The 22,238-nt window shown below is 70.1% G+C and carries 19 protein-coding genes; 11 read left to right on the forward strand and 8 right to left on the reverse strand.

Going from position 1 to position 22,238, the window contains the following annotated elements; translation table 11 throughout:
- Nucleotides 1–59 precede the first annotated feature (59 nt).
- Nucleotides 60–1,460 (forward strand): MmgE/PrpD family protein, encoded by a 1,401-nt coding sequence (locus tag JMJ55_RS20935; protein ID WP_202827547.1) that lies wholly within the window; start codon nucleotides 60–62, stop codon nucleotides 1,458–1,460.
- Between the two features lie 45 nt (nucleotides 1,461–1,505).
- On the opposite strand, the gene nrdR is transcribed toward JMJ55_RS20935, so the two are convergent.
- Genes nrdR through rpiB form a run of 3 tightly spaced genes read right to left on the reverse strand, consistent with a single transcriptional unit; the run spans nucleotide 1,506 to nucleotide 3,710 of the window.
- Complete coding sequence (gene nrdR / locus JMJ55_RS20940) at nucleotides 1,506–1,958, reverse strand: transcriptional regulator NrdR (protein ID WP_202827548.1); 453 nt, start codon at nucleotides 1,956–1,958, stop codon at nucleotides 1,506–1,508.
- Complete coding sequence (glyA, locus tag JMJ55_RS20945; protein WP_202827549.1) at nucleotides 1,955–3,256, reverse strand: serine hydroxymethyltransferase; 1,302 nt, start codon at nucleotides 3,254–3,256, stop codon at nucleotides 1,955–1,957. The genes nrdR and glyA overlap by 4 nt, the downstream gene beginning before the upstream one ends.
- A gap of 4 nt (nucleotides 3,257–3,260) precedes the next feature.
- Nucleotides 3,261–3,710, reverse strand: a complete 450-nt coding sequence (gene rpiB / locus JMJ55_RS20950; RefSeq protein ID WP_202827550.1) for a ribose 5-phosphate isomerase B — start codon at nucleotides 3,708–3,710, stop codon at nucleotides 3,261–3,263.
- Between the two features lie 261 nt (nucleotides 3,711–3,971).
- On the opposite strand from rpiB, the gene JMJ55_RS20955 reads away from it, so the two are divergent.
- From JMJ55_RS20955 to JMJ55_RS20965, 3 genes are read left to right on the forward strand one after another with little or no spacing between them, the layout of a single operon-like run.
- Nucleotides 3,972–5,264: an O-acetylhomoserine aminocarboxypropyltransferase/cysteine synthase family protein gene (locus JMJ55_RS20955; RefSeq protein ID WP_202827551.1), complete on the forward strand. Its 1,293-nt coding sequence runs from the start codon at nucleotides 3,972–3,974 to the stop codon at nucleotides 5,262–5,264.
- Nucleotides 5,261–6,283: a porphobilinogen synthase gene (gene hemB, locus JMJ55_RS20960; RefSeq protein WP_202827552.1), complete on the forward strand. Its 1,023-nt coding sequence runs from the start codon at nucleotides 5,261–5,263 to the stop codon at nucleotides 6,281–6,283. The genes JMJ55_RS20955 and hemB overlap by 4 nt, the downstream gene beginning before the upstream one ends.
- Entirely contained in the window at nucleotides 6,280–7,071 is a 792-nt protein-coding gene (locus JMJ55_RS20965) for an SDR family NAD(P)-dependent oxidoreductase (RefSeq protein ID WP_202827553.1), read from the forward strand. The genes hemB and JMJ55_RS20965 overlap by 4 nt, the downstream gene beginning before the upstream one ends.
- Here JMJ55_RS20965 and JMJ55_RS20970 read toward each other — a convergent pair.
- The gene (locus tag JMJ55_RS20970; protein WP_202827554.1) at nucleotides 7,040–8,029 is read right to left on the reverse strand and encodes a YheT family hydrolase; all 990 of its coding nucleotides are present in this window, start codon (nucleotides 8,027–8,029) and stop codon (nucleotides 7,040–7,042) included. The genes JMJ55_RS20965 and JMJ55_RS20970 overlap by 32 nt on opposite strands.
- Before the next feature lie 44 nt (nucleotides 8,030–8,073).
- Nucleotides 8,074–9,297 carry a CaiB/BaiF CoA transferase family protein gene (locus JMJ55_RS20975; RefSeq protein ID WP_202827555.1) on the reverse strand — a complete coding sequence of 408 codons (1,224 nt, stop codon included), beginning with the start codon at nucleotides 9,295–9,297 and terminating at the stop codon, nucleotides 8,074–8,076.
- A 125-nt stretch (nucleotides 9,298–9,422) separates the two neighbouring features.
- On the opposite strand from JMJ55_RS20975, the gene JMJ55_RS20980 reads away from it, so the two are divergent.
- From JMJ55_RS20980 to JMJ55_RS20995, 4 genes are all read left to right on the forward strand, one after another.
- Nucleotides 9,423–10,478, forward strand: a complete 1,056-nt coding sequence (locus JMJ55_RS20980; protein ID WP_202827556.1) for a hypothetical protein — start codon at nucleotides 9,423–9,425, stop codon at nucleotides 10,476–10,478.
- Nucleotides 10,475–12,097, forward strand: a complete 1,623-nt coding sequence (locus tag JMJ55_RS20985) for an AMP-binding protein (protein ID WP_202827557.1) — start codon at nucleotides 10,475–10,477, stop codon at nucleotides 12,095–12,097. Before JMJ55_RS20980 ends, JMJ55_RS20985 begins: the two co-directional genes overlap by 4 nt.
- Nucleotides 12,081–12,323, forward strand: a complete 243-nt coding sequence (locus JMJ55_RS20990) for an acyl carrier protein (RefSeq protein WP_202827558.1) — start codon at nucleotides 12,081–12,083, stop codon at nucleotides 12,321–12,323. Before JMJ55_RS20985 ends, JMJ55_RS20990 begins: the two co-directional genes overlap by 17 nt.
- A 78-nt stretch (nucleotides 12,324–12,401) precedes the next feature.
- Nucleotides 12,402–13,922: an aldehyde dehydrogenase family protein gene (locus tag JMJ55_RS20995; protein ID WP_202827559.1), complete on the forward strand. Its 1,521-nt coding sequence runs from the start codon at nucleotides 12,402–12,404 to the stop codon at nucleotides 13,920–13,922.
- Between the two features lie 42 nt (nucleotides 13,923–13,964).
- Here JMJ55_RS20995 and JMJ55_RS21000 read toward each other — a convergent pair whose 3' ends face one another.
- Both JMJ55_RS21000 and JMJ55_RS21005 read right to left on the reverse strand, forming a co-directional pair.
- Entirely contained in the window at nucleotides 13,965–15,320 is a 1,356-nt protein-coding gene (locus tag JMJ55_RS21000) for a glycerophosphodiester phosphodiesterase family protein (protein WP_202827560.1), read from the reverse strand.
- A gap of 110 nt (nucleotides 15,321–15,430) precedes the next feature.
- A complete protein-coding gene (locus JMJ55_RS21005; protein ID WP_202827561.1) occupies nucleotides 15,431–16,684 on the reverse strand; it encodes a cation:proton antiporter in 1,254 nt (417 codons plus the stop codon).
- 107 nt (nucleotides 16,685–16,791) lie between these two features.
- Here JMJ55_RS21005 and JMJ55_RS21010 point away from each other — a divergent pair, with 107 nt between their 5' ends.
- Complete coding sequence (locus JMJ55_RS21010) at nucleotides 16,792–17,751, forward strand: TIGR03557 family F420-dependent LLM class oxidoreductase (protein WP_202827562.1); 960 nt, start codon at nucleotides 16,792–16,794, stop codon at nucleotides 17,749–17,751.
- A gap of 5 nt (nucleotides 17,752–17,756) precedes the next feature.
- Here JMJ55_RS21010 and JMJ55_RS21015 read toward each other — a convergent pair whose 3' ends face one another.
- The gene (locus JMJ55_RS21015; RefSeq protein WP_456237082.1) at nucleotides 17,757–20,153 is read right to left on the reverse strand and encodes a 1-deoxy-D-xylulose-5-phosphate synthase N-terminal domain-containing protein; all 2,397 of its coding nucleotides are present in this window, start codon (nucleotides 20,151–20,153) and stop codon (nucleotides 17,757–17,759) included.
- A gap of 139 nt (nucleotides 20,154–20,292) precedes the next feature.
- Between JMJ55_RS21015 and JMJ55_RS21020 the strand changes: the two genes are divergently transcribed.
- Both JMJ55_RS21020 and JMJ55_RS21025 read left to right on the forward strand, forming a co-directional pair.
- Nucleotides 20,293–21,795 (forward strand): sensor histidine kinase, encoded by a 1,503-nt coding sequence (locus tag JMJ55_RS21020; protein WP_202827563.1) that lies wholly within the window; start codon nucleotides 20,293–20,295, stop codon nucleotides 21,793–21,795.
- On the forward strand, nucleotides 21,792–22,226 hold the full coding sequence (locus JMJ55_RS21025) for a response regulator (protein WP_202827564.1): 435 nt from the start codon (nucleotides 21,792–21,794) through the stop codon (nucleotides 22,224–22,226). Before JMJ55_RS21020 ends, JMJ55_RS21025 begins: the two co-directional genes overlap by 4 nt.
- The last annotated feature ends 12 nt before the right edge of the window (nucleotides 22,227–22,238 follow it).

Consider the following 22,238-nt stretch of genomic DNA (forward strand, 5'->3'; position numbering starts at 1 on the left):
TGCACTTGGATGCGCGCCGCAGGGTGCTAGGATCACCGGCGATCAGAGGGAAGAACGTCATGGCCGCCGTCACCGAGACCATCGCCGCCTATTGCGCCTCGCTCGATTTCGCCACCCTGCCGCCTGAGGTGCAGGAGCGCACGCGCTTCCTCGTCCTCGACTTGGTCGGCAACATCATCCGCGGCCGGCACGATGCGGAAAGCACCCCGGCGCTGCTCGCCATGGCGCGCTCGCTCGGCCTTGCCGCCGGCGGCTCCGCCGTGCTCGGCGACAGCGCCCGCTACACCCCGGCCGGCGCGGCGATGCTGAACGGCGCGCTGGCCCACAGCCTCGATTTCGACGACACCCATGCGGCCGGGACGCTGCACCCGGGCGCGCCGGTGATCCCGGCGGCGCTGGCCGCGGCCGAGATGGTCGGCGCCGATGGCCGCACCGTGCTCTCCGCCATCGTCGCCGGCTATGAGGTGACCTGCCGCCTCGCCCTCGCCCTGCCGGGCGGCGACCATTACGACCGCGGCTACCACCCGACCGCCACCTGCGGCGCCTTCGGCGCGGCGGCGGCCGCGGCACGGGTCTTCGGCCTGGATGCCAAGGGGATGCAGGATGCCTTCGGCATCGCCCTCTCCCAAGCCGCCGGCAGCCTCCAGTTCCTCGCCAATGGCGCCTGGACCAAGCGCTTCCAGGTGGGCTGGTCGGCAATGAACGGCCTCGCCGCTGCGACCCTGGCGCGCGAGGGTTTCCGCGGCGCGTCCGAGGCCTTCGAGGGCAAGGCCGGCTTCCTCCGCGCCTATGCGCCGAACCCGACGCCCGAACGCGCCCTCCAGGGCCTCGGCCGTCAGTTCGAGCTGATGAACACGGCGGTGAAGCCCTATCCCTCCTGCCGCTACGGCCATGCCTGCGTGGACGCTGCCATCGAGTTCCACAAGGAGCTCGGCCTGAAGGCCGAGGAGATCGAGGCCGTCACCATGGGCCTGCCCAACAAGGGCATGCTGCTGGTCGGCGCGCCGCTCGCCTACAAGCAGAACCCGCAGAACGTGGTGGACGGGCAGTTCAGCGGCCCCTTCGTCGTCGCCTGCGGCCTGGTCCATGGCCATATGGGCTGGGACAGCTACGCCCATCTGCAGGACCCGGCGGTCCGCAGCGTCCTCCCCAAGGTCGATTGCGTCGAGGATCCGGAGATCCAGGCCCTCTTCCCGGACTACATGTCCGGCAAGCTGACCCTGAAGGCCCGCGGGCAGGAGCATGTCCGGCTGGTGAAGATCGCCAAGGGCGAGCCGGAGAATTTCCTCACCGAGTCGGAGCTGCGGGCGAAGTTCCACGGGCTGGTCGATGCCGTGCTCGGGCGCGACCGGGCGATTCAGCTCGCCGATGCCGTGATCGGCCTCGACCGCGCGGCGGATGTGAATGGGATGCTGCGGCTGGGCGCACCGATGATGGCGGCGCGGTTGGCGGGGGAATAACCCGGCCAGGGGGCAGGTCTGGGGAGCGGGCCTCGGCCCCTCCCCCTACTTCCCGTCCAGCTCGCCGAGGAAGGCACGGAAGTCCCGCGCTTCGCCGAAATTGCGGTAGACGCTGGCGAAGCGGACATAGGCGACCTGGTCCACCTCCTTCAGCGTCTCCATGACGATCTCGCCGATCTGGCGCGAGGTCACCTCGGTCTCGGCCTCCATCTCCAGCCGCCGCTGGATGCCGTTGACGATGCGCTCCACCCGGTCCTCATCGACCGGGCGCTTGCGCAGCGCGACCCGGATGGAGCGCGCCAGCTTCTCCCGGTCGAAGGGTGCCCGGCGCCCATCGGTCTTGAGCACTGTCAGCTCGCGGAGCTGCACCCGCTCGAAGGTGGTGAAGCGGCTGCCGCAGGCCGGGCAGGAGCGCCGGCGGCGGATGGCCGCCGCATCCTCCGCCGGGCGGCTGTCCTTCACCTGGGTGTCGTCACTGCCGCAATAGGGGCATCTCATCTGTAGATCGGGAAGCGCTGGCAGAGGCTGAGAACCCGCGCCTTCACGCTCTCCTCCACCGCCGAATTGGCCGCCGCGTCATTGGCCCGGGCCAGCCCGTCCAGCACCTCGCCGATCAGCCGCCCGACCTCGCGGAACTCCGCCTCGCCGAAGCCGCGCGTGGTGCCGGCCGGCGTGCCGAGGCGGACGCCCGAGGTCACCATCGGCTTCTCCGGGTCGAAGGGGATGGCGTTCTTGTTGCAGGTCAGGTGCGCCCGGTTCAGCGCTCCCTCCGCCGCCTTGCCGGTGAGCCTCTTGGGCCGCAGATCCACCAGCAACAGGTGGTTGTCGGTCCCGCCGGTGACGAGGTCGAGGCCCTGGGTCTTCAGTTCCTCGGCCAGCGCCGCCGCATTGGCGACGACCGCCCGGGCATAGCTGCGGAATTCCGGCTTCAGCGCCTCGCCGAAGGCAACCGCCTTGGCGGCGATCACATGCATCAGCGGCCCGCCCTGGAGGCCCGGGAACACCGCCGAGTTGAACTTCTTGGCGAGCGCCTCGTCATTGGTGAGGATCATGCCGCCGCGGGGCCCACGAAGGGTCTTGTGGGTCGTGGTGGTGGCGATATGGGCGTGCGGGAATGGGGACGGGTGCGCCCCGCCGGCCACCAGCCCGGCGAAATGCGCCATGTCCACCATGAACCAGGCGCCGACCTCATCCGCGATCTCGCGAAAGGCCTTGAAGTCCCAGACCCGCGCATAGGCGCTGCCGCCGGCGATGATCAGCTTCGGCTTGTTCTCGAGCGCAATCCGCCGGACCTCCGCCATGTCGATCCGCTGGTCCTCCTGGCGGACCGTGTAGGGCACCGGCCTGAACCACTTGCCGGAGAGGTTGGCGGCCGAGCCATGGGTCAGGTGCCCGCCGGCGGCGAGGTCGAGCCCCATGAAGGCATCGCCCGGCTGCAGCAGCGCGAGGAACACCGCCTGGTTCGCCTGCGCGCCGCTATGCGGCTGCACATTGGCGAAGCCGCAGTCGAAGAGCTGCTTGGCCCGCTCGATCGCCAGCGTCTCCGCCACATCGACGAATTCGCAGCCGCCGTAATAGCGCCGGCCCGGATAGCCCTCGGCGTATTTGTTGGTCAGCACCGAGCCCTGGGCCTCGAGCACCGCCTGGGAGACGATGTTCTCCGAGGCGATGAGCTCGATGCCGTCCTGCTGCCGGCCGAGTTCCTGGCCGATGGCGGCGGCGAGTTCCGGATCGGCTTCGGCGACCGGGGCGCTGAAGAACCGCTCCGGGATGCGATAAGCAGTGGTCTCGTTCATGGCGTCACCCGTTCGGTGCAAGCTTGGTGAGGCGCCGGGAATGGCGCCCGCCCTCGAATTCCGTGGCGAGGAAGGTCCAGAGCGCATCCAGCGCCATGTCCGGCCCGATCAGGCGGGCGCCGAAGCAGGCGATGTTCGCATCGTTATGGGCGCGGGTCAGCCGCGCCTCGGTGGTCGAGTGCAGCACCGCCGCCCGGATGCCGGCATGGCGGTTGGCCGCGATCTGCACCCCGATGCCGGAGCCGCAGACCAGCACGCCGAACCGCGCCTCCCCGGCCTCGACGGCGCCGGCGACCGCATGGGCGAAATCCGGGTAGTCGACGCTCTCGGTGGAATTGGTGCCGACATCGACCAGCCGGTGCCCGGCCTCGGCCAGGGCCTGCTGCAGCACGGTCTTGAGCGGCAGGCCGGCATGGTCGCCGCCGATGGCGATGGTGAGCGGAGCGGAATTCATGACGCAGACCTACCACTAGAAAGAGTGTCGGGCGATGGCAAACCCCAGGGGCCACCGGGAGATGGCAATGCCGGCCCGGAATGGAAACCTGGGAATGCGCGGGGCCGCCATGCGGCAGGCCGGACAGGCCGGGGGTGCGCCCGAGCGCCCGGCCCATCAGCCAGGAGCCTAGGCCGGCCGCCCGAAGGCGAGCGTGCTCCCCCTTCCGCGATGCCGCCGGAAATGGCACGACTCGGGAAACGCCCCGCGGAGGAGCACCCCATGGTCCACAGCACCAATCCCGAGACCCTGGCGCTGCATGGCGGCAGCTACCGGGCCGATCCCACCACCGGCTCGGTCGCCGTGCCGATCCACCAGACCACCAGCTTCCAGTTCCAGGATACGGGCCATGCCGCCCGGCTCTTCGGCCTGGCCGAGCTGGGCAATATCTATACCCGCATCATGAACCCGACCTGCGACGCGCTCGAGACGCGGATCGCGGCGCTGGAGGGCGGGGCGGCCGCGCTCGCGGTCGGGTCGGGCCAGGCGGCCACCAGCTTCACGGTGATGAATCTCTGCTCGGCCGGGGACAACATCGTCTCCTCGACCGATCTCTATGGCGGCACCTGGAATCTCTTCGCCAATACGCTGAAGCAGTTCGGCGTCGAGGTCCGCTTCGTCGATCCCTCCGACCCGGAAGGCTTCGCCCGCGCCACCGATGCGCGCACCCGCTGCTACTATGCCGAGGTGCTGCCGAACCCGAAGCTGCAGGTCTTCCCAATCGCGGAGGTGGCGGCCATCGGCCGGAAGCTCGGCGTGCCGCTCATCATGGACAACACCGCGGCGCCCATCATCTGCAAGCCGCTCGCCCTCGGCGCCGCCATCGTCATGCATTCGACGACGAAGTTCATCGGCGGCCATGGCACCAGTATCGGCGGCATCGTCGTCGATGGCGGCAATTTCGACTGGGAGGCCGGGGGCGACCGCTTCCCGACGCTGAACCAGCCGGACCCCAGCTATCACGGCGCGGTCTGGAGCCAGGCGGCCAAGCCGCTCGGCCCCATCGCCTATATCCTCCGGATGCGCACCTGCCTGCTGCGCGACCTGGGCGCCGCCATGTCCCCCTTCAACGCCTTCATGTTCCTCCAAGGGCTGGAGACGCTGCCGCTGCGGATGGAACGCCATTGCGCCAACGCGCTGAAGGTCGCGGCCTATCTCTCCTCCCACCCCAAGGTCACGAAGGTGATCCATCCCAGCGTCCAGACCGGCGAGGCGAAGCGCCGGGCCGATGCGGCGCTGCATGGCGGCTATGGCAGCCTGATGGGCTTCGAGATGCAGGGCGGCGCCGAGGCCGGCGCGCGCTTCATCGACAGCCTGAAGATGCTCTACCACGTCGCCAATATCGGCGATGCGCGGTCGCTGGCGATCCATCCGGCGACCACCACTCATAGCCAGCTTTCCGCCGAGGAGCAGCTGGCGACCGGCGTGACCCCCGGCTATGTGCGCCTTTCCATCGGCATCGAGCATGTGGAGGACATCATCGCCGACCTGGCCCAGGCGCTGGAGGCGGCATGAGCATCGGCACCCCGACCGGGGCCTTCCCTGGCACCCGCATGCGGCGCAACCGGCGCGATGCCTGGACGCGCCGGCTGAACGCCGAGAACACCCTCACGGTCGATGACCTGATCTGGCCGATCTTCGTGCGCGAGGGCAGCGGCCAGACCACCGATGTCGCCTCCATGCCCGGCGTGGTGCGGGTCACGCTCGACCGCCTCGCCGGCCATGTCGAGCAGGCGGCCGCCCTTGGCATCCCGGCGATCGCCCTCTTCCCGATGACGCCGCCGGAGCTGAAGGATGCCGAGGGCACCGAGGCGCTGAACCCCCAGAACCTGATGTGCCGCGCCGCCCGGCTGCTGAAGCGGGAATTCCCCGAACTCGGCCTGGTCGGCGATGTGGCGCTCGACCCTTATACCGATCATGGCCATGATGGGGTGATCCGCGAGACCCGGGCCGGCGACTATGTCCATAACGACGAGAGCGTCGCCGTCCTGGTCCGCCAGGCGGTGAACCAGGCCGAGGCCGGGATCGATGTCATCGCCCCCTCCGACATGATGGATGGCCGCGTTGCCGCCATCCGCGCCGGGCTGGACGAGGCCGGGCTGATCGATACCCGCATCATGTCCTATGCGGCGAAATACGCCTCCGCCTTCTATGGCCCCTTCCGCGATGCGGTCGGCAGCGGCAAGGCCCTGCGGGGCGACAAGAAGACCTATCAGATGGACCCGGCCAATTCGGACGAGGCGCTGCGCGAGGTGGCGCTCGACCTCGCCGAAGGCGCCGACATGGTCATGGTGAAGCCGGGCATGCCCTATCTCGACATCATCCGCCGGGTGAAGGACCGCTTCGGCGTCCCGACCTTCGCCTATCAGGTCAGCGGCGAATACGCCATGATCATGGCCGCCGTCCGCAATGGCTGGCTGGAGCACGAACGCGCCATGCTGGAGAGCCTGCTTGGATTCAAGCGCGCCGGGGCCAATGGCGTGCTGACCTATTTCGCGCTGGAGGCGGCGCGCCTCCTGAGGGCCCGGTCATGAACGCGGACTGGCTCGGCCTCGCCGACCGCATCGCGGTCGTCACCGGCGCGGCGGGCGGCATGGGCCGCGCCATCGCCGCCTCCTTCATCGAGGCGGGCGCCGCCGTCGCCCTGCTCGACCGCGACCGGGACGGGCTGCTGGCACTGGAAGGCCAGCTCAGCGCCGCCGGCGGCCGGGTCGCCGCCATTCCCTGCGATACGGGGTCGGAGGCGAGCATCGCGGATGCCGCCCGCGCCTCGGCCGACAAGCTCGGCCCGGCCGATATCCTGGTGAACAATGCCGGCATCCTCCGCTCCGGCCCGCTCGCCACCCTGCCGCTCGAGGAGTGGAACACGCTGCTGGCGGTGAACCTCACCGGCTACCTGCTCTGCGCCCAGGCCTTCCGGCCGCAGATGCTGGGGCGCGGCGGGGCGCTGGTGCATATCGCCTCCATCGCGGCCAGCAACCCGCAGCCGCGCAGCGGCGGCTACAGCCCGAGCAAGGCGGCGGTCGCCATGCTGTCCCGCCAGCTGGCGCTGGAATGGGGGCCGGACGGCATCCGCAGCAACATCGTCAGCCCCGGCCTGATCCGCACCCCGATGTCGGAAAGCTTCTACCAGGCACCCGGCGTGAAGGAGCGGCGCGAGGCCATCCTGCCGCTCCGCCGCATCGGCGCACCGCAGGACATCGCCGATGCGGTGATCTACCTCGCCAGCCCGCGCGCCAGCTATGTCACGGGCGGCGAGGTGCTGGTCGATGGCGGGCTCGACCAGGCGATCATGGAACTGACGCCCCGTCCGGGCTACTGACGCCCTCGAAAAAGGCGGCGAGGGTGCGCACGGCCAGGCTCTCCTCGTTGCCCCGATCATAGAAGCCGCAATGCCCGCCGCCGGCGATGGCGAGCGGCAGCACGGCCGGACAGGCTTGCCAGTCGATGCCCGCCATGGCGCCGATCGGCACCAGCGGGTCGTCCTCCGCCATCAGCAGCAGCGTCGGCACCCGGATGCGCGGGAGGGCGGCAGCCGGCCGGTTCATCTCGCAGAACACGGCATAGGAGGGGTAGCCGAAGCGCGGCGCCGTCACCTCCGTCTCGAATTCCGTCAGGGAGCCTGCCCGCCGCGCCGCCTGCCGCAGCTCCTCCGGCAGGTCGCGGGCCGGCACCGCCAGCACCTCCCGCCGATACAGCGCCAGCAGGGCGCGGCCGAGCACGGGATTGGCGTCGATCGCCGCATGCGCCTGCTCCGGCTCCAGCGGCGGGCTGATGGCGGCGGCGCCGAGCAGGCGCGGTGCCTCGGGCGGGTCCCGCGCCAGGAGCTCCAGCACCAGCGCGCCGCCGAGTGACCAGGCGGCCATCACCACCCCCTGCCCCGTCAGCACCTCGGGCAGCACCGCCAGCGCCTCGGCCAGATCCTCGGACCGGCCGAGATGGTAGTGGCTGGTGCTGCGGGGCAGGCTGCGGGCACTGCCGCGCAGGTTCAGCCGCAGCACGGGGAAGCCGCGCCGCAGCAGGCCGGCGGCGGCTTCGCGCAGGTAGGGGTCGTCCTCGCTGCCGGCGATGCCATGCACCAGCAGGGCAAGCGGCCGCGGCGCCCCCTGTTCCGGCAGGTGCAGCATGGCGGCCAGCGCATCCCCGTCCGGCATCGGCAGCCAGAGCCGATGGCCGGGCGGCAGGGTCGGTGGCAGCGGCCAGCGCAGCGCCCGAAGGGTCTGCAAGGTGCCGCCGAACCAGGGCGGTCGGGGCCGGAAGGGCTTGAGCGGCGGCATCATGCCGCAGCCAACGCCGAAAGGCCCCGGCCGCTCCCGGCGTTACATCACAGGATGCCGCGCTCGCGCAGCGCCGCGATCTCCGCCTCGCTCATGCCGAGCATCCCGCCCAGCACTTCGCCGGTATGCTGGCCGAGCAGCGGCGGCGGGCTGCGATAGCTGGGCGGCGTCGCCGAGAGCTTCACCGGATTAGCGATCACCTGCACCGTCTCGCCCGAGGCATGCGGCAGGTTCAGCACCATGTTGCGTGCCTGCACATGCGGGTCGGCGAAGACCTCCTTCAGCGTGTTGATCGGGCCGCAGCCGATCTTCTGCGCCTCCAGCAGGTCGATCCATTCCGTGGTGGTCTTCGACTGCATCACTGGCGTCAGCGTCTGCGTCACCAGATCGCGGTTCTCGACCCGCTTCGGGTTGGTGGCGAAGCGCGGGTCGCTCAGCAGCTGTTCCTGGCCGAAAGCCTTGCAGAAGCGCTCGAAGGTCGGGTCGTTGCCGACCGCCAGGATGATGTAGCCGTCCTTGGTCGGGAATTCCTGATAGGGCGAGATGTTCGGATGCTGGTTGCCGAGCCGCGGCGGGTTCTCGCCGGTCGCCAGGTAATTCATGCCCTGATTGGCCAGCCAGGCGACATGCGTATCCAGCATGCCGATATCGATCTGCTGACCCTGGCCGGTGGCATTGCGGTGGTTCACCGCCGCGAGGATGCCGATGCAGCCATAGAGCCCGGCAAAGAGGTCGGCGACCGGCACGCCCACCTTCTGCGGCGTCCCCTTCGGCTCGCCGGTGAGCGACATGACGCCGCCCATCGCCTGGATCAGCGCGTCATAGCCGGGGCGTGGCGCATAGGGGCCGGTCTGGCCGAAGCCGGTGATCGAGCAGTAGATCAGCCGCGGATACTTCGCCTTCAGCTGTTCCCAGCCAAGGCCGTATTTCGCCAGCGCGCCGACCTTGAAATTCTCGACCAGGATGTCGCAATGCTCGAGCAGCCGGTGGATGACCGCTTGGCCTTCCGGCTTGCCGATATCGAGGGTGATCGACTTCTTGTTGCGGTTCACCCCGACGAAATAGGCGCTCTCGCGCGTATTCGGGACGAAGGGCGGGGCGAAGCCGCGGGTGTCGTCGCCCGCTTCCGGCCGCTCGATCTTGAACACCTCGGCGCCGAGATCGCCCAGCATCTGAGTGCAGGTCGGACCGGCCAGCACCCGGGTCAGGTCCAGCACGCGCAGGCCCTGCAGGGGACCGTTCGCGGCCGGGGTCTGGCTCGCCTCGCTCATGGAATTCTCCGTCCTCGACGCTTCCGTGGTCATTCCTGGTTAATGCAGGGGCCGGATACTGTCCACTTGGCGGCGGCTCCTGTAGGGTCCGGCCGTCGCCGCCCTTGGGGCGGAGCGCATCGGGGGTGGCACGGGTTTCAGGCATGGCGGCGGATCTCTGGGCGCAATTCGGCGGCTGCGCGCCGCAGGACTGGGATGCGCGCCTCGCCCTGCTCGACCGGTTGCTGGAGAGCGAGAGCGGCCAGGGCCTGCGCGACGCGCTGTTCCATGCCGCCGAGACCTGGCGCCGCCTTGGCGACTGGACCCGGTCGCGGGCGATGCTCGACCGCCTCGCTGCCGGGCTGGAGGCTGCGCCGGCGCCGCCTTTCGACTTCCTGCGCTACCTGATGTTCCCGGCCGAGACCGCCGGCCGGATCGCGCTGGCGGAACAGGCGCTTCGCCTTGCCGAGGCGCGGCCCGAGGCCGCCCTGCCGCCCGCCTTCCATGGCGAGCTCGGCATCGCCCGCCAGCGGCTCGATCGGGCGCTTGCCATCCGGGCGGAGGTCTCGGGCCTCGCGGTGCCCTGCATCCCGGTCGGGATGGAATGCCTGCCCTACAACCTGCTCATGCGCTGGGGCTTTGCCGAGCTGGCGGTGGAAGGGCCGTACACCGCCGCCATCGCCCCGGAACGCGGCGTGTCCCAGGCCATCGCCGACCGCTTCGCACGGTTCGGCGACCCCACCGCCTATGGCAGCATCCGCTCGCCCTCGGGCGGCGATACGCCGCATCTGCCCGCCTATGGCATGCTGCTCGGGCATGAGACGGGACCGGCCTATGCCGGGGACGGCTTCGCCCGCCTCGCCGCCCTCTACGCCGCCCGGGCCGAGCGGCTGCTCGCCGCCGCAGCTGGACTGCGCGCGCTCTTCGTCATGGAACGCTACCCGCCGACCGACCTCGCCCGGATCGAGGCGCGGCTGGCAGAGGCCTTCCCGCAACTCGATTTCCGCATCGCCGTCATCGGCTACACGGAGGCTCCCGCACCCGACTCCGCGCGGCTGCGGGTGCTGAAGGTGCGGAAGCCGGGCGCCGATTATGTCTGGCACACGCCCGAGGCCTATAACACCGCCCCCGGCCTCGCCTATGAACGGCCGATGGCGGAGATGGTGCGCGCCGCCGTGCTGGAACTGGCACAGGCGACGTGAGCGGCGGCAACCCCTTCCTCGACCCGCTGCTCCGTCGCCGGCGGGAGGAGCCGGATGCTCCCTTCGCCCTGCTGCACGGGCCTGCCGGCTGGGAGGAGTATCCCTTCGCCGCGCTGTTCGACCGGGCGCTGCAATTCGCGGCGCTCTACCGGGCGCGTGGCGTGAAGCCGGGCGGGCTGGTCTTCCTGATGCTGCGGCATGGCCAGGACCTCTGTGCCGGCTTCCTCGGCGGCATGCTGGCCGGCGCCATGCCGAGCTTCCTGCCGCCGCCGACGCCGAAGCAGGATCCCGCGCTCTACTGGCGGCAGCACCGGACCTTGCTGGCCCAGACCGCCCCCGCCGCGATCCTGGCCGAGGAGGCGCTGCACGCCCCGATCGCCGCCATGCTGGGCGAGGCCACCCCGCCCCTGCTCCGCTGTGCCGAGGCGGATGCCCTCCCTGCCGTGCTGCCGGCCAGCCTGCCGGATGCCGATGCCATCGCGCTGCTGCAGCACAGTTCCGGCACGACGGGGCTGAAGAAGGGCGTCGCGCTCAGCTATCGCGCCATCGCCTTGCAGCTCGATGCCTATGCGGAGCGGCTCGGCCTGCGGGCGCCGCCCGCCATCGCCTCCTGGCTGCCGCTCTATCACGATATGGGCCTGATCACCGGGCTGCTGCTGCCGCTATGGCTCGGCGGCCGCATCGCGGCGATGGATCCCTTCGCCTGGGTCGGCCGCCCTGCCCTGCTCTTCGAGGGCGTGACGCGCATCGGCGCCAGCCATGTCTGGCTGCCCAATTTCGCCTTCCACCTGCTGGCCCGCACCGTGCGACGCGTCGAGGGGCTGGATCTCTCCTCCGTCGAGGCCTGGACCAATTGCTCCGAGCCCTGCCGGCCGGATGCCTTCGCCGCCTTCCTCGCCCGCTTCGCCCACGCCGGCGTCCGCGAGGAGTCGCTCCGCACCTGCTACGCCATGGCGGAGACCGTCTTCGCCGTCGCCCAGGCCGCGCCCGGCGCTCCAGTCCGCCGCCTCACCCTGCCGGATGGCCGTACCCTGCTCTCCAATGGCCCGCCGCTCGCGGGCTGCGAGGTCGAGGCGCGCGGCGAGGCCGGACCGCTGCCGCCGGGCGAGATCGGCGAGCTTTGCATCCGCGCCCCCTTCCTCTTCACCGGCTACAACCGCAACCCGGAGGCAACGGCGGCAGCGCTGGCGGAGGGCTGGTACCGCACCGGCGATCTCGGCCTGGTCGAGGATGGCGAGGTCTTCGTGACCGGCCGGATCAAGGACCTCATCATCGTCGCCGGCAAGAACATCCATGCCCATGACGTGGAAGCCGCCTTGCAGGACCTGCCCGGCCTCAAGCCCGGCCGCGCCGTTGCCTTTGGCCAGGACGACCCCGACCTCGGCACCGAACGGCTGGTGGTGGTGGCCGAGCGGGAGGAAGGCGCCGATGCCGCCAGCCTGGTCGCCGCCATCAACGGCGCCGTGCTGGACGCGCTCGGGATCGCCTGCGGCGCGGTGCAGGTGGTGGAACCCGGTTGGCTGGTGAAAACCACCAGCGGCAAGATCAGCCGCGAGAGCAACGCCGCCCGCTATGCCGCGCTGCGCGCCAAGGGAGACCCACATGGCCGCCAGTCTTGAGGAGCTCTACGAGGTCCTCGCCAGCGCCCTGAACGCCTGGAACGTGCAATTCCGTCCCGAGATGGGCGCGCGCGACGTGCCGGGCTGGGATTCCATGCACCATATGATGCTGATCCTCGAAGTGAACGACCGCTTCGGGGTCGATCTTTCGCCCGAGGCGACGGCGGAGCTGCCGGATATCGCCGCCCTGCTCGCCGCGATCCAGGCCGCCCAGCAAGGAGCCTAGCCGGGGCCCCGAGCGCCTCCCTCGACATGGCCCGCCCCTGGCGCGATAACCCCCGGCAGTCTCACGGGTAGGAACGCCATGGACACCCACTCCCCCGGCCATACCGCCGCCCCCACCGCCCCGCTGCTCGATCCCTTCGCGCTGGCCAAGGCGCTGTCTGGCGTCCATCTCATCGGCGGCGAATACGTCCCCGCCCGCAGCGGCCGCCGCTTCCCGGTGGTGAACCCCGCGACCGGCATCCAGGTGGCCGAAGCCGCCGAGGGCGATGCCGCCGATGTCGATGCCGCCGTGCAGAATGCCGCCCGCGCGCAGAAGGACTGGGCGAAGCTGCCGGCCCGCAAGCGTGGAGCCCTGGTCTACCAGTGCGCCGCCCTGCTGAAGGAGCATCAGGAGGAGCTCTCGCGCCTCATTGCGCTCGAGACCGGCAAGGCACTCCGGACCGAAAGCCGGGTCGAGGCCGGCGTCGTCGCCGATATCTTCGAATTCTTCGGCGGCTTGGGCAGCGAGCTGAAGGGCGAGAGCGTGCCCTTCGCGCCCAATGTCCTCAGCGTGACGGTGCGGGAGCCGCTGGGCGTCGTCGGCGCCATCATTCCCTGGAACGTGCCGATGCTGCTGATGGCGCTGAAGGTCGCGCCGGCGCTGGTGGCGGGCAACGCGGTGGTGGTGAAAAGCGCCGAGGAAGCGCCGCTCGCGGTGCTCCGCATCTGCGAGCTGATGAACCGCATCCTGCCGCCCGGCGTCTTCAACATGCTCTCCGGCATGGGCCCGGAATGCGGCGCGCCGCTGGTCGAGCATCCGCTGGTGAAGAAGCTCACCTTCACCGGCAGCGTCGAGACCGGCAAGATCGTCGCCCGCGCCGCGGCCGAGAAGCTGATCCCGGTGACGCTGGAACTCGGCGGCAAGTCGCCGATGATCGTCTTCGCCGATTGCGACTTCGACAAGACCGTCAGCGGCGCGCTCACCTCGATGCGCTTCACCCGCCAGGGGCAGAGCTGCACCGCCGCCAGCCGCATCTATGTCGAGCGCCCGATCTTCGACCGCTTCGTCGCCGCCATGACGGATGCGGTGAACACGATGGTCATGGGCGACCCGCTGGACGAGAAGACCGATATCGGCACCATCGTCTCCGAGGGACAGCTCGAGAAGGTCCGCGGCTTCATCGAGGAAGGCACGAAGACGCCGGGCGCCACCGCCCATGTCTGCTCCGCCATGCCGACCGACCCGGCGCTGAAGAAGGGCCTCTTCATCCAGCCCGTCATCTTCACCGGCCTGACCAAGGACAGCCGGCTGGTGCGCGAGGAGATCTTCGGCCCGGTCACCGTCATCGCCCCCTTCGACGAGCCGGAAGCGGTGCTGGCCGAGGCGAATGACAGCGAATACGGCCTCGCCGCCTCGCTCTGGACCAACAACCTGAAGGTCGGGCTCGACCTGGCGCATCGGCTGGAAGCCGGCCTGGTGCAGATCAACCAGAACCTGGTGGTCCAGGCTAACCTCTCCTATGGCGGCGTGAAGAGCAGCGGCCTCGGCAAGGAAGCCTCGCTCGAGGCGATGCTGGAGCACTTCACCCACAAGAAGACCATCATGGTGAATATGGGCTGAGTCGGCTGGCGCGCCCCGCGAATGGGGCGCGCCGATCCCGGCTCAGACGAACCACTGCCCCGTCGCAGCGAAGTTCGCTTCGACCTGTGCCGCGACCGCATTCCAGTCCGCTACCTCTTCGCGGTCCGGATCACCGAAGCCGATGCCCGAGACGTACCACTGCCCGGTCCGCTCGAAATTCCGCGTGGCCTCGGCGGCGACGGCATCCCAGTCGGCGCCGTCCCAGCCGCGCGCCTCAAATTCCTGGTTCACCGCGCCGCGGCCGATATCCGGGTTGTCGGTGAAAATGCCATCGACGCCGATCTCGATCAGCGCCCGCGCCTCCTCCGTCAGCGTCTCGACCTTTCCGTCCGGCGTCAGGGAGAGGAAGCTCTCCTCCGCCCGCAGCGTGTAGGGCGCCACCTCCAGCCCCGCCGCATGCGCATCCTCGACCAGCGAGGTGGTCTCGCCGGTGAGCTGCCGGGTGATCTCGGCCTTGCCATCGCCGTCGCCATCCACTGGCGTTTCCAGCTCGGTGACCGGACGGATGGTGTCCTTGTAGGGACCGATCGCCTCGGCATAGACGCGCGCCATGGCCTGCAGCGCCTCGGCGCTCAGCAGGTCCTCGTTGATGGCGCTCTCCATCGACAGGTCGAGCCCGAGTTCGTCATAGATCGTCGCATCGGCGCCGAGCGCGGCCTTGCCGGGATCAAAGTTGAAGGCCAGGTCGTAGGAGCCGCCGAGGAGCTGCACCAGCGGTAGGTCGATGCCCGCCTCCGGCATGATCTCCTTCTGCAGCTCGATCAGGTTGCCGAGCTCGAAGGACTGGATGGTGACCCGCTCCGGGTCGGTGAACCCGGCCTTCACCAGCGCATCGACCAGCAGCTGGCTGGTGTCCTGCTGAATGAGCGTACCGTCGAGATAGGTGCCTTCCTGGGCGAAGAAGGTCGGGTGCTTCGTCTCCGGGATGATGCCGATCTCCCGCCCCGTCCGCGCCTCCTCCTGCCGCACCAGCGCGATCACCTCGTCGAGGGTCGGGATGCGGTAGAGGTCGTCAAAGGCGGTGTTGTCCGGCCGCACCTCGGGGATGCGCTCGCGGGCGTAGAGCGTCTTGATCTCGGCCAGGGTGAAATCCTCGGCGAACCAGCCGGTGATCTCCTGCCCGTCGATCGTCTTCGTCGTCTCCCGGTCGGCGAATTCCGGCCGGTCGGCGACATCGGTGGTGCCGCCGAGCTCGTTCTCGTGCCGGGCGATCAGCGCGCCGTCGCGGGTGACGACGACGTCCGGCTCCACCACATCCGCGCCCAGTTCGATGGCGAGCCTGTATGACTCCAACGTGTGCTCCGGCCGGTAGCCGCTCGCCCCGCGATGGCCGACGACCTCGGGTGCCCCGCCGTCCAATGTGTTGAAATCGCTCATTGATTCCCCTTCCGCGGCCTGCCTCGGTGCGGCCTTGGCTGGCGAGGCTAGGGGGGAAGGACAACGGCAGAATGACGGCCGAGTGACACGGGGGTTATACTGTATGCAACTTAGGTTGCCGCCCTCGGGGACACCCACCGCCGCGCCACCCAGCCCAGGCTCCCGCCCTGCACCAGCACGCTGAAGACGGCGACCGCATAGGTCGCCGCCAGCAAGGCCGGCTTCTCCGCCACCTCCGGCAGCGACAGCGCCAGCGCGATCGAAATGCCGCCGCGCAGCCCGCCCCAGGTCAACACCGCGACGGTCCCCGGCGAGAAATCCACCAGCCTGTGCAGCCCCAGAACCGCCCCTCCCACCGCGACGAACCGCCCGGTCAGCGCCAGCACCACCGCCAGCGCCGCGATGCCGAGGAACCCCGCATCGAAGCGCATCACCAGCACCTCGAGCCCGATCAGCAGGAACAGCACGGCGTTCAGCCCGTAATCCAGCACCTCCCAGAAGCCGAAGACGTAGCGCCGCGTCCGCTCGCTCATGCCGAGCCTGGCGCCGCGATTGCCGAGCAGCAGCCCCGCCGCCACCACCGCGATCGGCCCGCTCGCCTCCAGCCGCTGCGCCAGCGCATAGGTCCCGGTCGCCAGCGCCAGCGACAGCATCACCTCCAGCGCATGCTCGTCGACCCGCCGCGTCATGCGATAGGCGAGGAAGCCCGTCAGCGTCCCGAGCACGGCACCCCCCACCGCCTCGCGCAGGAAGAGCAGGCCGATATCGCCCGGGCCGGCATGCTCGCCCTGCGCCACCGCCAGGAGCAGCGCAAAGATGACGACGCCGACGCCGTCGTTGAACAGCGACTCGCCGGACATGTCGGTCTCCAGCGCCTGCGGCACGCTGACGGCCTTCAGCGTCCCCATCACCGCCACCGGGTCGGTCGGGCTGATCAGCGCCCCGAAGACCAGGGCCCAGGCCAGCGGCAGCGGATGCCCGGCAAGCCCCGAGGCCAGCCACAACCCGCCGCCGATCACCCCCGTCGAGACCACCGTGCCGAGGCTCGCCGCCACCGCGACCGGCAGCGCCCGTCCGCGCAGCGCGCCGATATCGAGATGCAGCGCCCCGGCGAAGAGCAGGAAGGCGAGCAGCCCGTCCATCACCGTCTTCTCGAAGTCGATCGCCCGGAGCGCCTCCGTCAGCTCCCGGTGGAGCGGCTCCTGCGGGAAGGCGAGGTCGAGCCCCACCATCAGCAGCGAGGCGACCAGCCCCATTCCCAGCAACCCGATCGAGCTCGGCAGCCTCAGGAAACGGTGGTTGATCCAGCCGAACCCGGCCGAGAGAGTGAGCAGCAGGGCGGCGAGGTCGAGCAGCGAGAGCAAGGGGGGGCACCTCCGGCAATCGCGGCCTAGCGCCAGGTCGCCGCAACCGTTCCCCCGCGCGCCACGTTGCCCCGGCATCCCCTCACCCCCCGCCGAGGCAGACCCACATGACCACCCTGGGCTACAAGCTGATGGCCGAGGAGCACGACCCGCGCGCCCTCGTCCGCAACCTCGTCGCCGCCGAGGCGGCCGGCTTCGAATTCTCCGCCATCTCCGACCATTTCTCCCCCTGGGTGGAGGAGCAGGGCCATGCCTCCTTCGCCTGGAGCGTGCTCGGCGCCATGGCCCAGGCCACCAGCCGCATCGGGCTGATGACCGCCGTCACCTGCCCGATCATGCGCTACCACCCGGCGATCATCGCCCAGGCCGCGGCGACGCTGGCGATCCTCAGCGAGGACCGGTTCGTCCTCGGCCTCGGCGCCGGGGAGCGGCTGAACGAGCATGTGGTCGGCCAGGGCTGGCCCGGCTTCGGCGAGCGGCATGACCGGCTGGGCGAGGCGCTGGAGATCATCCAGGGCCTGCTGACCGGCGAGCTGAGCAACTATCGCGGGCGCTACCTCCAGCTCGACCATGCGCGGCTGTTCGACCGGCCGCAGCGCAAGCCGCCGGTGATCCTGGCCTCCGGCGGGCCGGAAGCCTCGCGCCTCGCCGCCCATAAGGCCGATGGGCTGATCGCCACCGAGCCGAAGCCGGAACTGGTCGAGGCCTATCGCAAGGCCGGCGGCCAGGGCCCCTGCTATGCCGAGATCTCGGTCTGCTTCGCCCCGAGCCAGGAGGAGGGGCTGAAGACCGCCCGCCATTACTCCCGCTGGGCGGTGACCGGCTGGAAGGTGATGGCGGAGCTGCCGAGCACCGAGGCCTTCGCCGCCGCGACCGAGCATGTGGCGCCCGAGATGATGGCCGCCCAGGTCCCGGCCGGCTCCGATCCCAAGGCCTTCCTGCAGGCGGTGGAGAAATTCCAGAAGGCCGGCTTCGACCACCTGATCCTGAGCCAGATCGGCCCGGACCAAGCCGGCTTCATCGAATTCTTCCGCACTGGCCTGGCCCCGGCGCTGAAGCGGGGCTGAGCCCCCTACCCCAGCAGCGCCTGGGCGCAGGCGTCGAGGATGCTGTCGGCATCCAGCCCGTATTCGCGGTAGAGGTCGGGGATATCCCCGGCCTGCCCGAACCGGTCGACGCCCAGCGGCACCACCCGCTGCCCACGCACCGCGCCCATCCAGGCATGCGCCGCCGGATGGCCGTCCAGCACCGTCACCAGCGCCGCATCCGGGGCGAGCGGCGCCAGCAGCTGCTCGATCCAGCTCGGCTGGCCGAAGCCGCTGCGGGCCTTCCGCCGCGCCGCCAGCCATTCCGCATGCAGCCGGTCCGGGCTGGTGATGGCGAGCAGCCCCGCCCCCGGCTCCTCCGTCCGCAACTCCTCGAAGGCGGCGATCGCCTCGGGCGCCACCGGCCCCTGATAGGCGATGGCGATGCGCGCCCCCGGCGCCGGGGGCTGCACCCAATGCGCCCCGGCCACGACCGCCGCGGGGTCGAGTTTCCGCTGCGGCTGTTCCAGCCCGCGGGTCGAAAGCCGCAGCCAGACCGCGCTGCCCTCGGGCTTCTGCATATGCTCGAAGCCCCAGCGCATCAGGATGGAGAGCTCATCCGAATAGGCCGGCTCGTAGCTGGCCAGCCGGTCCTGCGCGATCCCGATCAGCGGCGTGTTGATCGACTGGTGCTGCCCGCCTTCAGGCGCCAGGGTCAGGCCGGAGGGCGTGCTTACCAGCATGAAGCGCGCATCCTGGTAGCAGGCATAGATCAGCGCATCGAGGCCGCGATTGACGAAGGGGTCGTAGACAGTCCCCACCGGCAGCAGCCGCGCGCCATAGAGGGAATGCGACAGGCCGAGCGCCCCGAGCAGCAGGAACAGGTTCTGCTCGGCGATGCCGAGCTCGATATGCTGCCCCTCCGGCGACATGCCCCAGCGCTGGGCGGAGGCCAGCTTCGCATCGCGGAAGACATCGTTCTTCAGATGCCGGTCGAAGACCCCGCGCCGGTTCACCCAGGCGCCGAGATTGGTCGAGACGGTGACGTCCGGGCTGGTGGTGACGATCCGGCTGGCGATCGGCGCCGCCGCCCCCTGCCCTCGCCCCAGTTCGGCGAGCACCTCGCCGAAGGCGGCCTGGGTCGAGAGCTTCCGCCCGGCCGGCACCCGCGGCAGCGGGAAGGCCTCCGGCACCGGCACCACCGGCGAGGCAAGGCGCCGCCCCTCCTCGGCCAGCTTCCGGGCGAAGGGCACGCTCTCGATGAAGCTGCGCAGCTCCGCCTCGGGCACATCGAGGCCGGCGAAGGGCTCCCATTCCTGGCCGTCGGCGATGCCCATGCCCTGCTTGAAGCCGGCCATCTGCTCCTTGGTCATCAGCCCGGCATGGTTGTCCTTATGCCCGGCGAAGGGGAGGCCCATGCCCTTGATGGTATAGGCGATGAAGCAGGTCGGCTGGTCGCCGGCGGCGTCCTGGGCGCGAAAGGCCTCCAGCAGCGTCGCCACGTCATGGCCGCCGAGATTGGTCATCAACGCGCCCAGCTCCTCGTCGGAGAGCGGGTCGATGATGGCGCGGATGCCCGGCTCCCGCCCGAGATCGGTGAGCAGCGCCGCCCGCCAGGCGGCCCCCCCCTGGAAGGTCAGCGCGGAATAGAGGCTGTTCGGGCAGTCATCGATCCAGTGCCGCAGCGCCTCGCCGCCCTCGCGGGCGAAGGCCGCTTCCAGCTTGCGGCCGTATTTCAGGGTAACGACATTCCAGCCCATGTCGCGGAACAGCCCTTCGATCCGGCCGAAGAGGCGGTCCTGCACCACGGAGTCGAGGCTCTGGCGGTTGTAGTCGATCACCCACCAGACATTGCGGACATCGTGCTTCCAGCCCTCCAGCAGGGCCTCGTAGATATTGCCCTCATCCAGCTCGGCATCGCCGACGATGGCGATGTGCCGCCCGGCCGGCACGTCCGGCCGCCCCAGCTTATGGAGCTGCACATAGTCCTGCACCAGGCTGCCGAAGCTGGTCAGCGCGACGCCGAGGCCCACCGAGCCGGTCGAGAAATCCACCTCCGCCCCGTCCTTCACGCGCGACGGATAGGGCTGGATGCCGCCGAATTGCCGCAGCGTCTCCAGCTTCGCCCGCTCCTGCCGGCCGAACAGGTAGTTCACCGCATGGAAGACCGGCCCCGCATGCGGCTTCACCGCCAGCCGGTCCTCGGGCTTGAGGATCTCGAAATAGAGCGCCGTCATGATCGAGATGACGGAGGCGCAGGAGGCCTGGTGCCCGCCCACCTTCAGCCCGTCCCGGTTCGGCCGCACATGGTTCGCATGGTGGATCATCCAGGCCGAGAGCCAGAGCAGCTTCCGCTCCATGGCATGCATCAGGCGCAGCCGGGCACCCTCGGACTCGCGGTCGGCCTGCACCAGGTTGGATGCGTTATTCGCCAGGATGTTCACCCGGGTTTCCTCCCGCGATCTCGGACAGAGGCCCATCTGGCCCCGCGACCCCGCCGCAGGCAAGGCCGGGGCGGGGAATTGCGGGCACGGTTTCGGCACTGTAAGTCCAGACAACCTGCGGGAGAGGCGCGGGCCCGCCATGCCGATCACCAAGACCATGCTCGGGCAGCTCTCGCTGCTGCTGATGACCATCGGCTTCGCCGCGCTGCTCGCCACCGGGGCCGGGCTGGTCTGGCTCATCGAGAACAGCCGCAGCTTCGCCACCGGCGTCAGCGCGACGGAGGAGGTGCGGCTGGCCGCCAGCCGCGTCCTCTCCCTGTTGCAGGATGCGGAGACGGGCCAGCGCGGCTATCTCCTGACCCAGAACTCGGCCTATCTGCAGCCCTATCATGACGCCATCGAGGGGTTGCCGCGCGAGTTGCCGCGGCTGGAGCGGATGGTGACGGCGACCGGCGGCGATACGGGCGCGATCCGGCGCCTCCATGATCTCGCCGGCGCCAAGATGGATGAGCTGGCCGAGACCCTCGCCCGCGCCGAACTCGGCGACCTCCAGGGCGCGCTGGCCGTGGTGCGGACCGATCGCGGCAAGGTGGCGATGGATGCCATCCGCCAGAGCGTCGCCCGGATCGAGGCGCAGAGCGCTCAGGAGGTCGCGGCCCGCAGCGCCGCCCTCAACCGCAATGGGCGGCTCCTGCTGATCGGCGCCGCCGCCGCCTTCCTGCTGATCCTGGCGGTTACCATCGGCGCCGCCCTCCTCGCCTGGCGCTACACCATCGTGCTGGAGACGGCCCAGGCCGCGATCGCCGCGGCCAACAGCTCGCTCGAGGCCCGGGTCGCGGAGCGCACCGCGGCGCTGGCCGCCGCGAATGAGGAGGTGCAGCGCTTCGCCTATATCGTCTCGCACGACCTCCGTTCGCCGCTCGTCAACATCATGGGCTTCACCGCCGAGCTGCAGGCCTCGATCGAACCTCTCGCCGCCCTGGTCGCGCGGCTGGAGGGGGAGGCGCCGGCGCTGCTCGCTTCCGATGCCAGGCTGGCCGTCACCGAGGACATCCCGGAGGCGCTGGGCTTCATCCGATCCTCCACCCAGCGCATGGACCGGCTGATCAATGCCATCCTCCGCCTGTCGCGCGAGGGGCGGCGGATGCTGCAGCCGGAACAGGTGGCGCTCGATGGGGTCATCGGCGCCATCGCCGGCGCGCTCCAGCATCAGCTCGAGGCAGCCGGGGCGCGGCTGGAGGTGGCGCCGGGCCTGCCGGTGCTGCGGACCGATCGGCTGGCGGTCGAGCAAATCTTCGGCAACCTCCTCGACAATGCGGTGAAATATCTGGACCCGTCCCGCCCCGGCCGCATCGCCGTGCGCGGCCGCCGCACCGCGACCCATGCGGTGATCGAGGTTGAGGATAATGGCCGGGGGATCGACCCGCGCGACCATGGCCGCATCTTCGAACTGTTCCGCCGCTCCGGCCGGCAGGACCGGCCGGGGGAGGGAATCGGCCTCGCGCATGTCCGGGCCCTGGCCCGACGACTCGGCGGGGATGTCGAATGCCGCTCGGCGCCCGGCCTCGGCTCCACCTTCCGCGTCACCCTGGCCCTGACCGCCCCGGCCTCGGCCCCCGCTTCGGAGGATTCCCCCGCATGAACGCCGCCGCCCAGGCCGTGACCATCGTGATGGTCGAGGATGACGAAGGCCATGCCCGTCTGATCGAGAAGAACCTGCAGCGCGCCGGGGTCTTCAACGAGGTGCGGCATTTCACCGACGGCACTTCGGCGCTGGAGTATCTGGTCGGCGCCGGCCGGCCGGAGCAGCGGCCCTTCCTGGTGCTGCTCGACCTCAACCTGCCGGATATGAGCGGCTTCGACATCCTCGCCCGGCTGAAGGCCGACCCGCAGCTCCGCGCCGCACCGGTGATCGTCCTGACCACCACGGATGACGAGCGGGAGATTCGCCGCTGCTACGAACTGGGCTGCAGCGTCTATATAACGAAGCCCGTGAACTATGAGACCTTCGCCCAGGCCGTGCGCCAGCTCGGCCTCTTCCTGGCGGTGATCCAGGTGCCGCCGACCCCCTGACCATCCGAAGCC

The sequence above is a fragment of the Belnapia mucosa genome, assembly GCF_016775475.1.
GTDB classification, from domain to species: domain Bacteria; phylum Pseudomonadota; class Alphaproteobacteria; order Acetobacterales; family Acetobacteraceae; genus Belnapia; species Belnapia mucosa.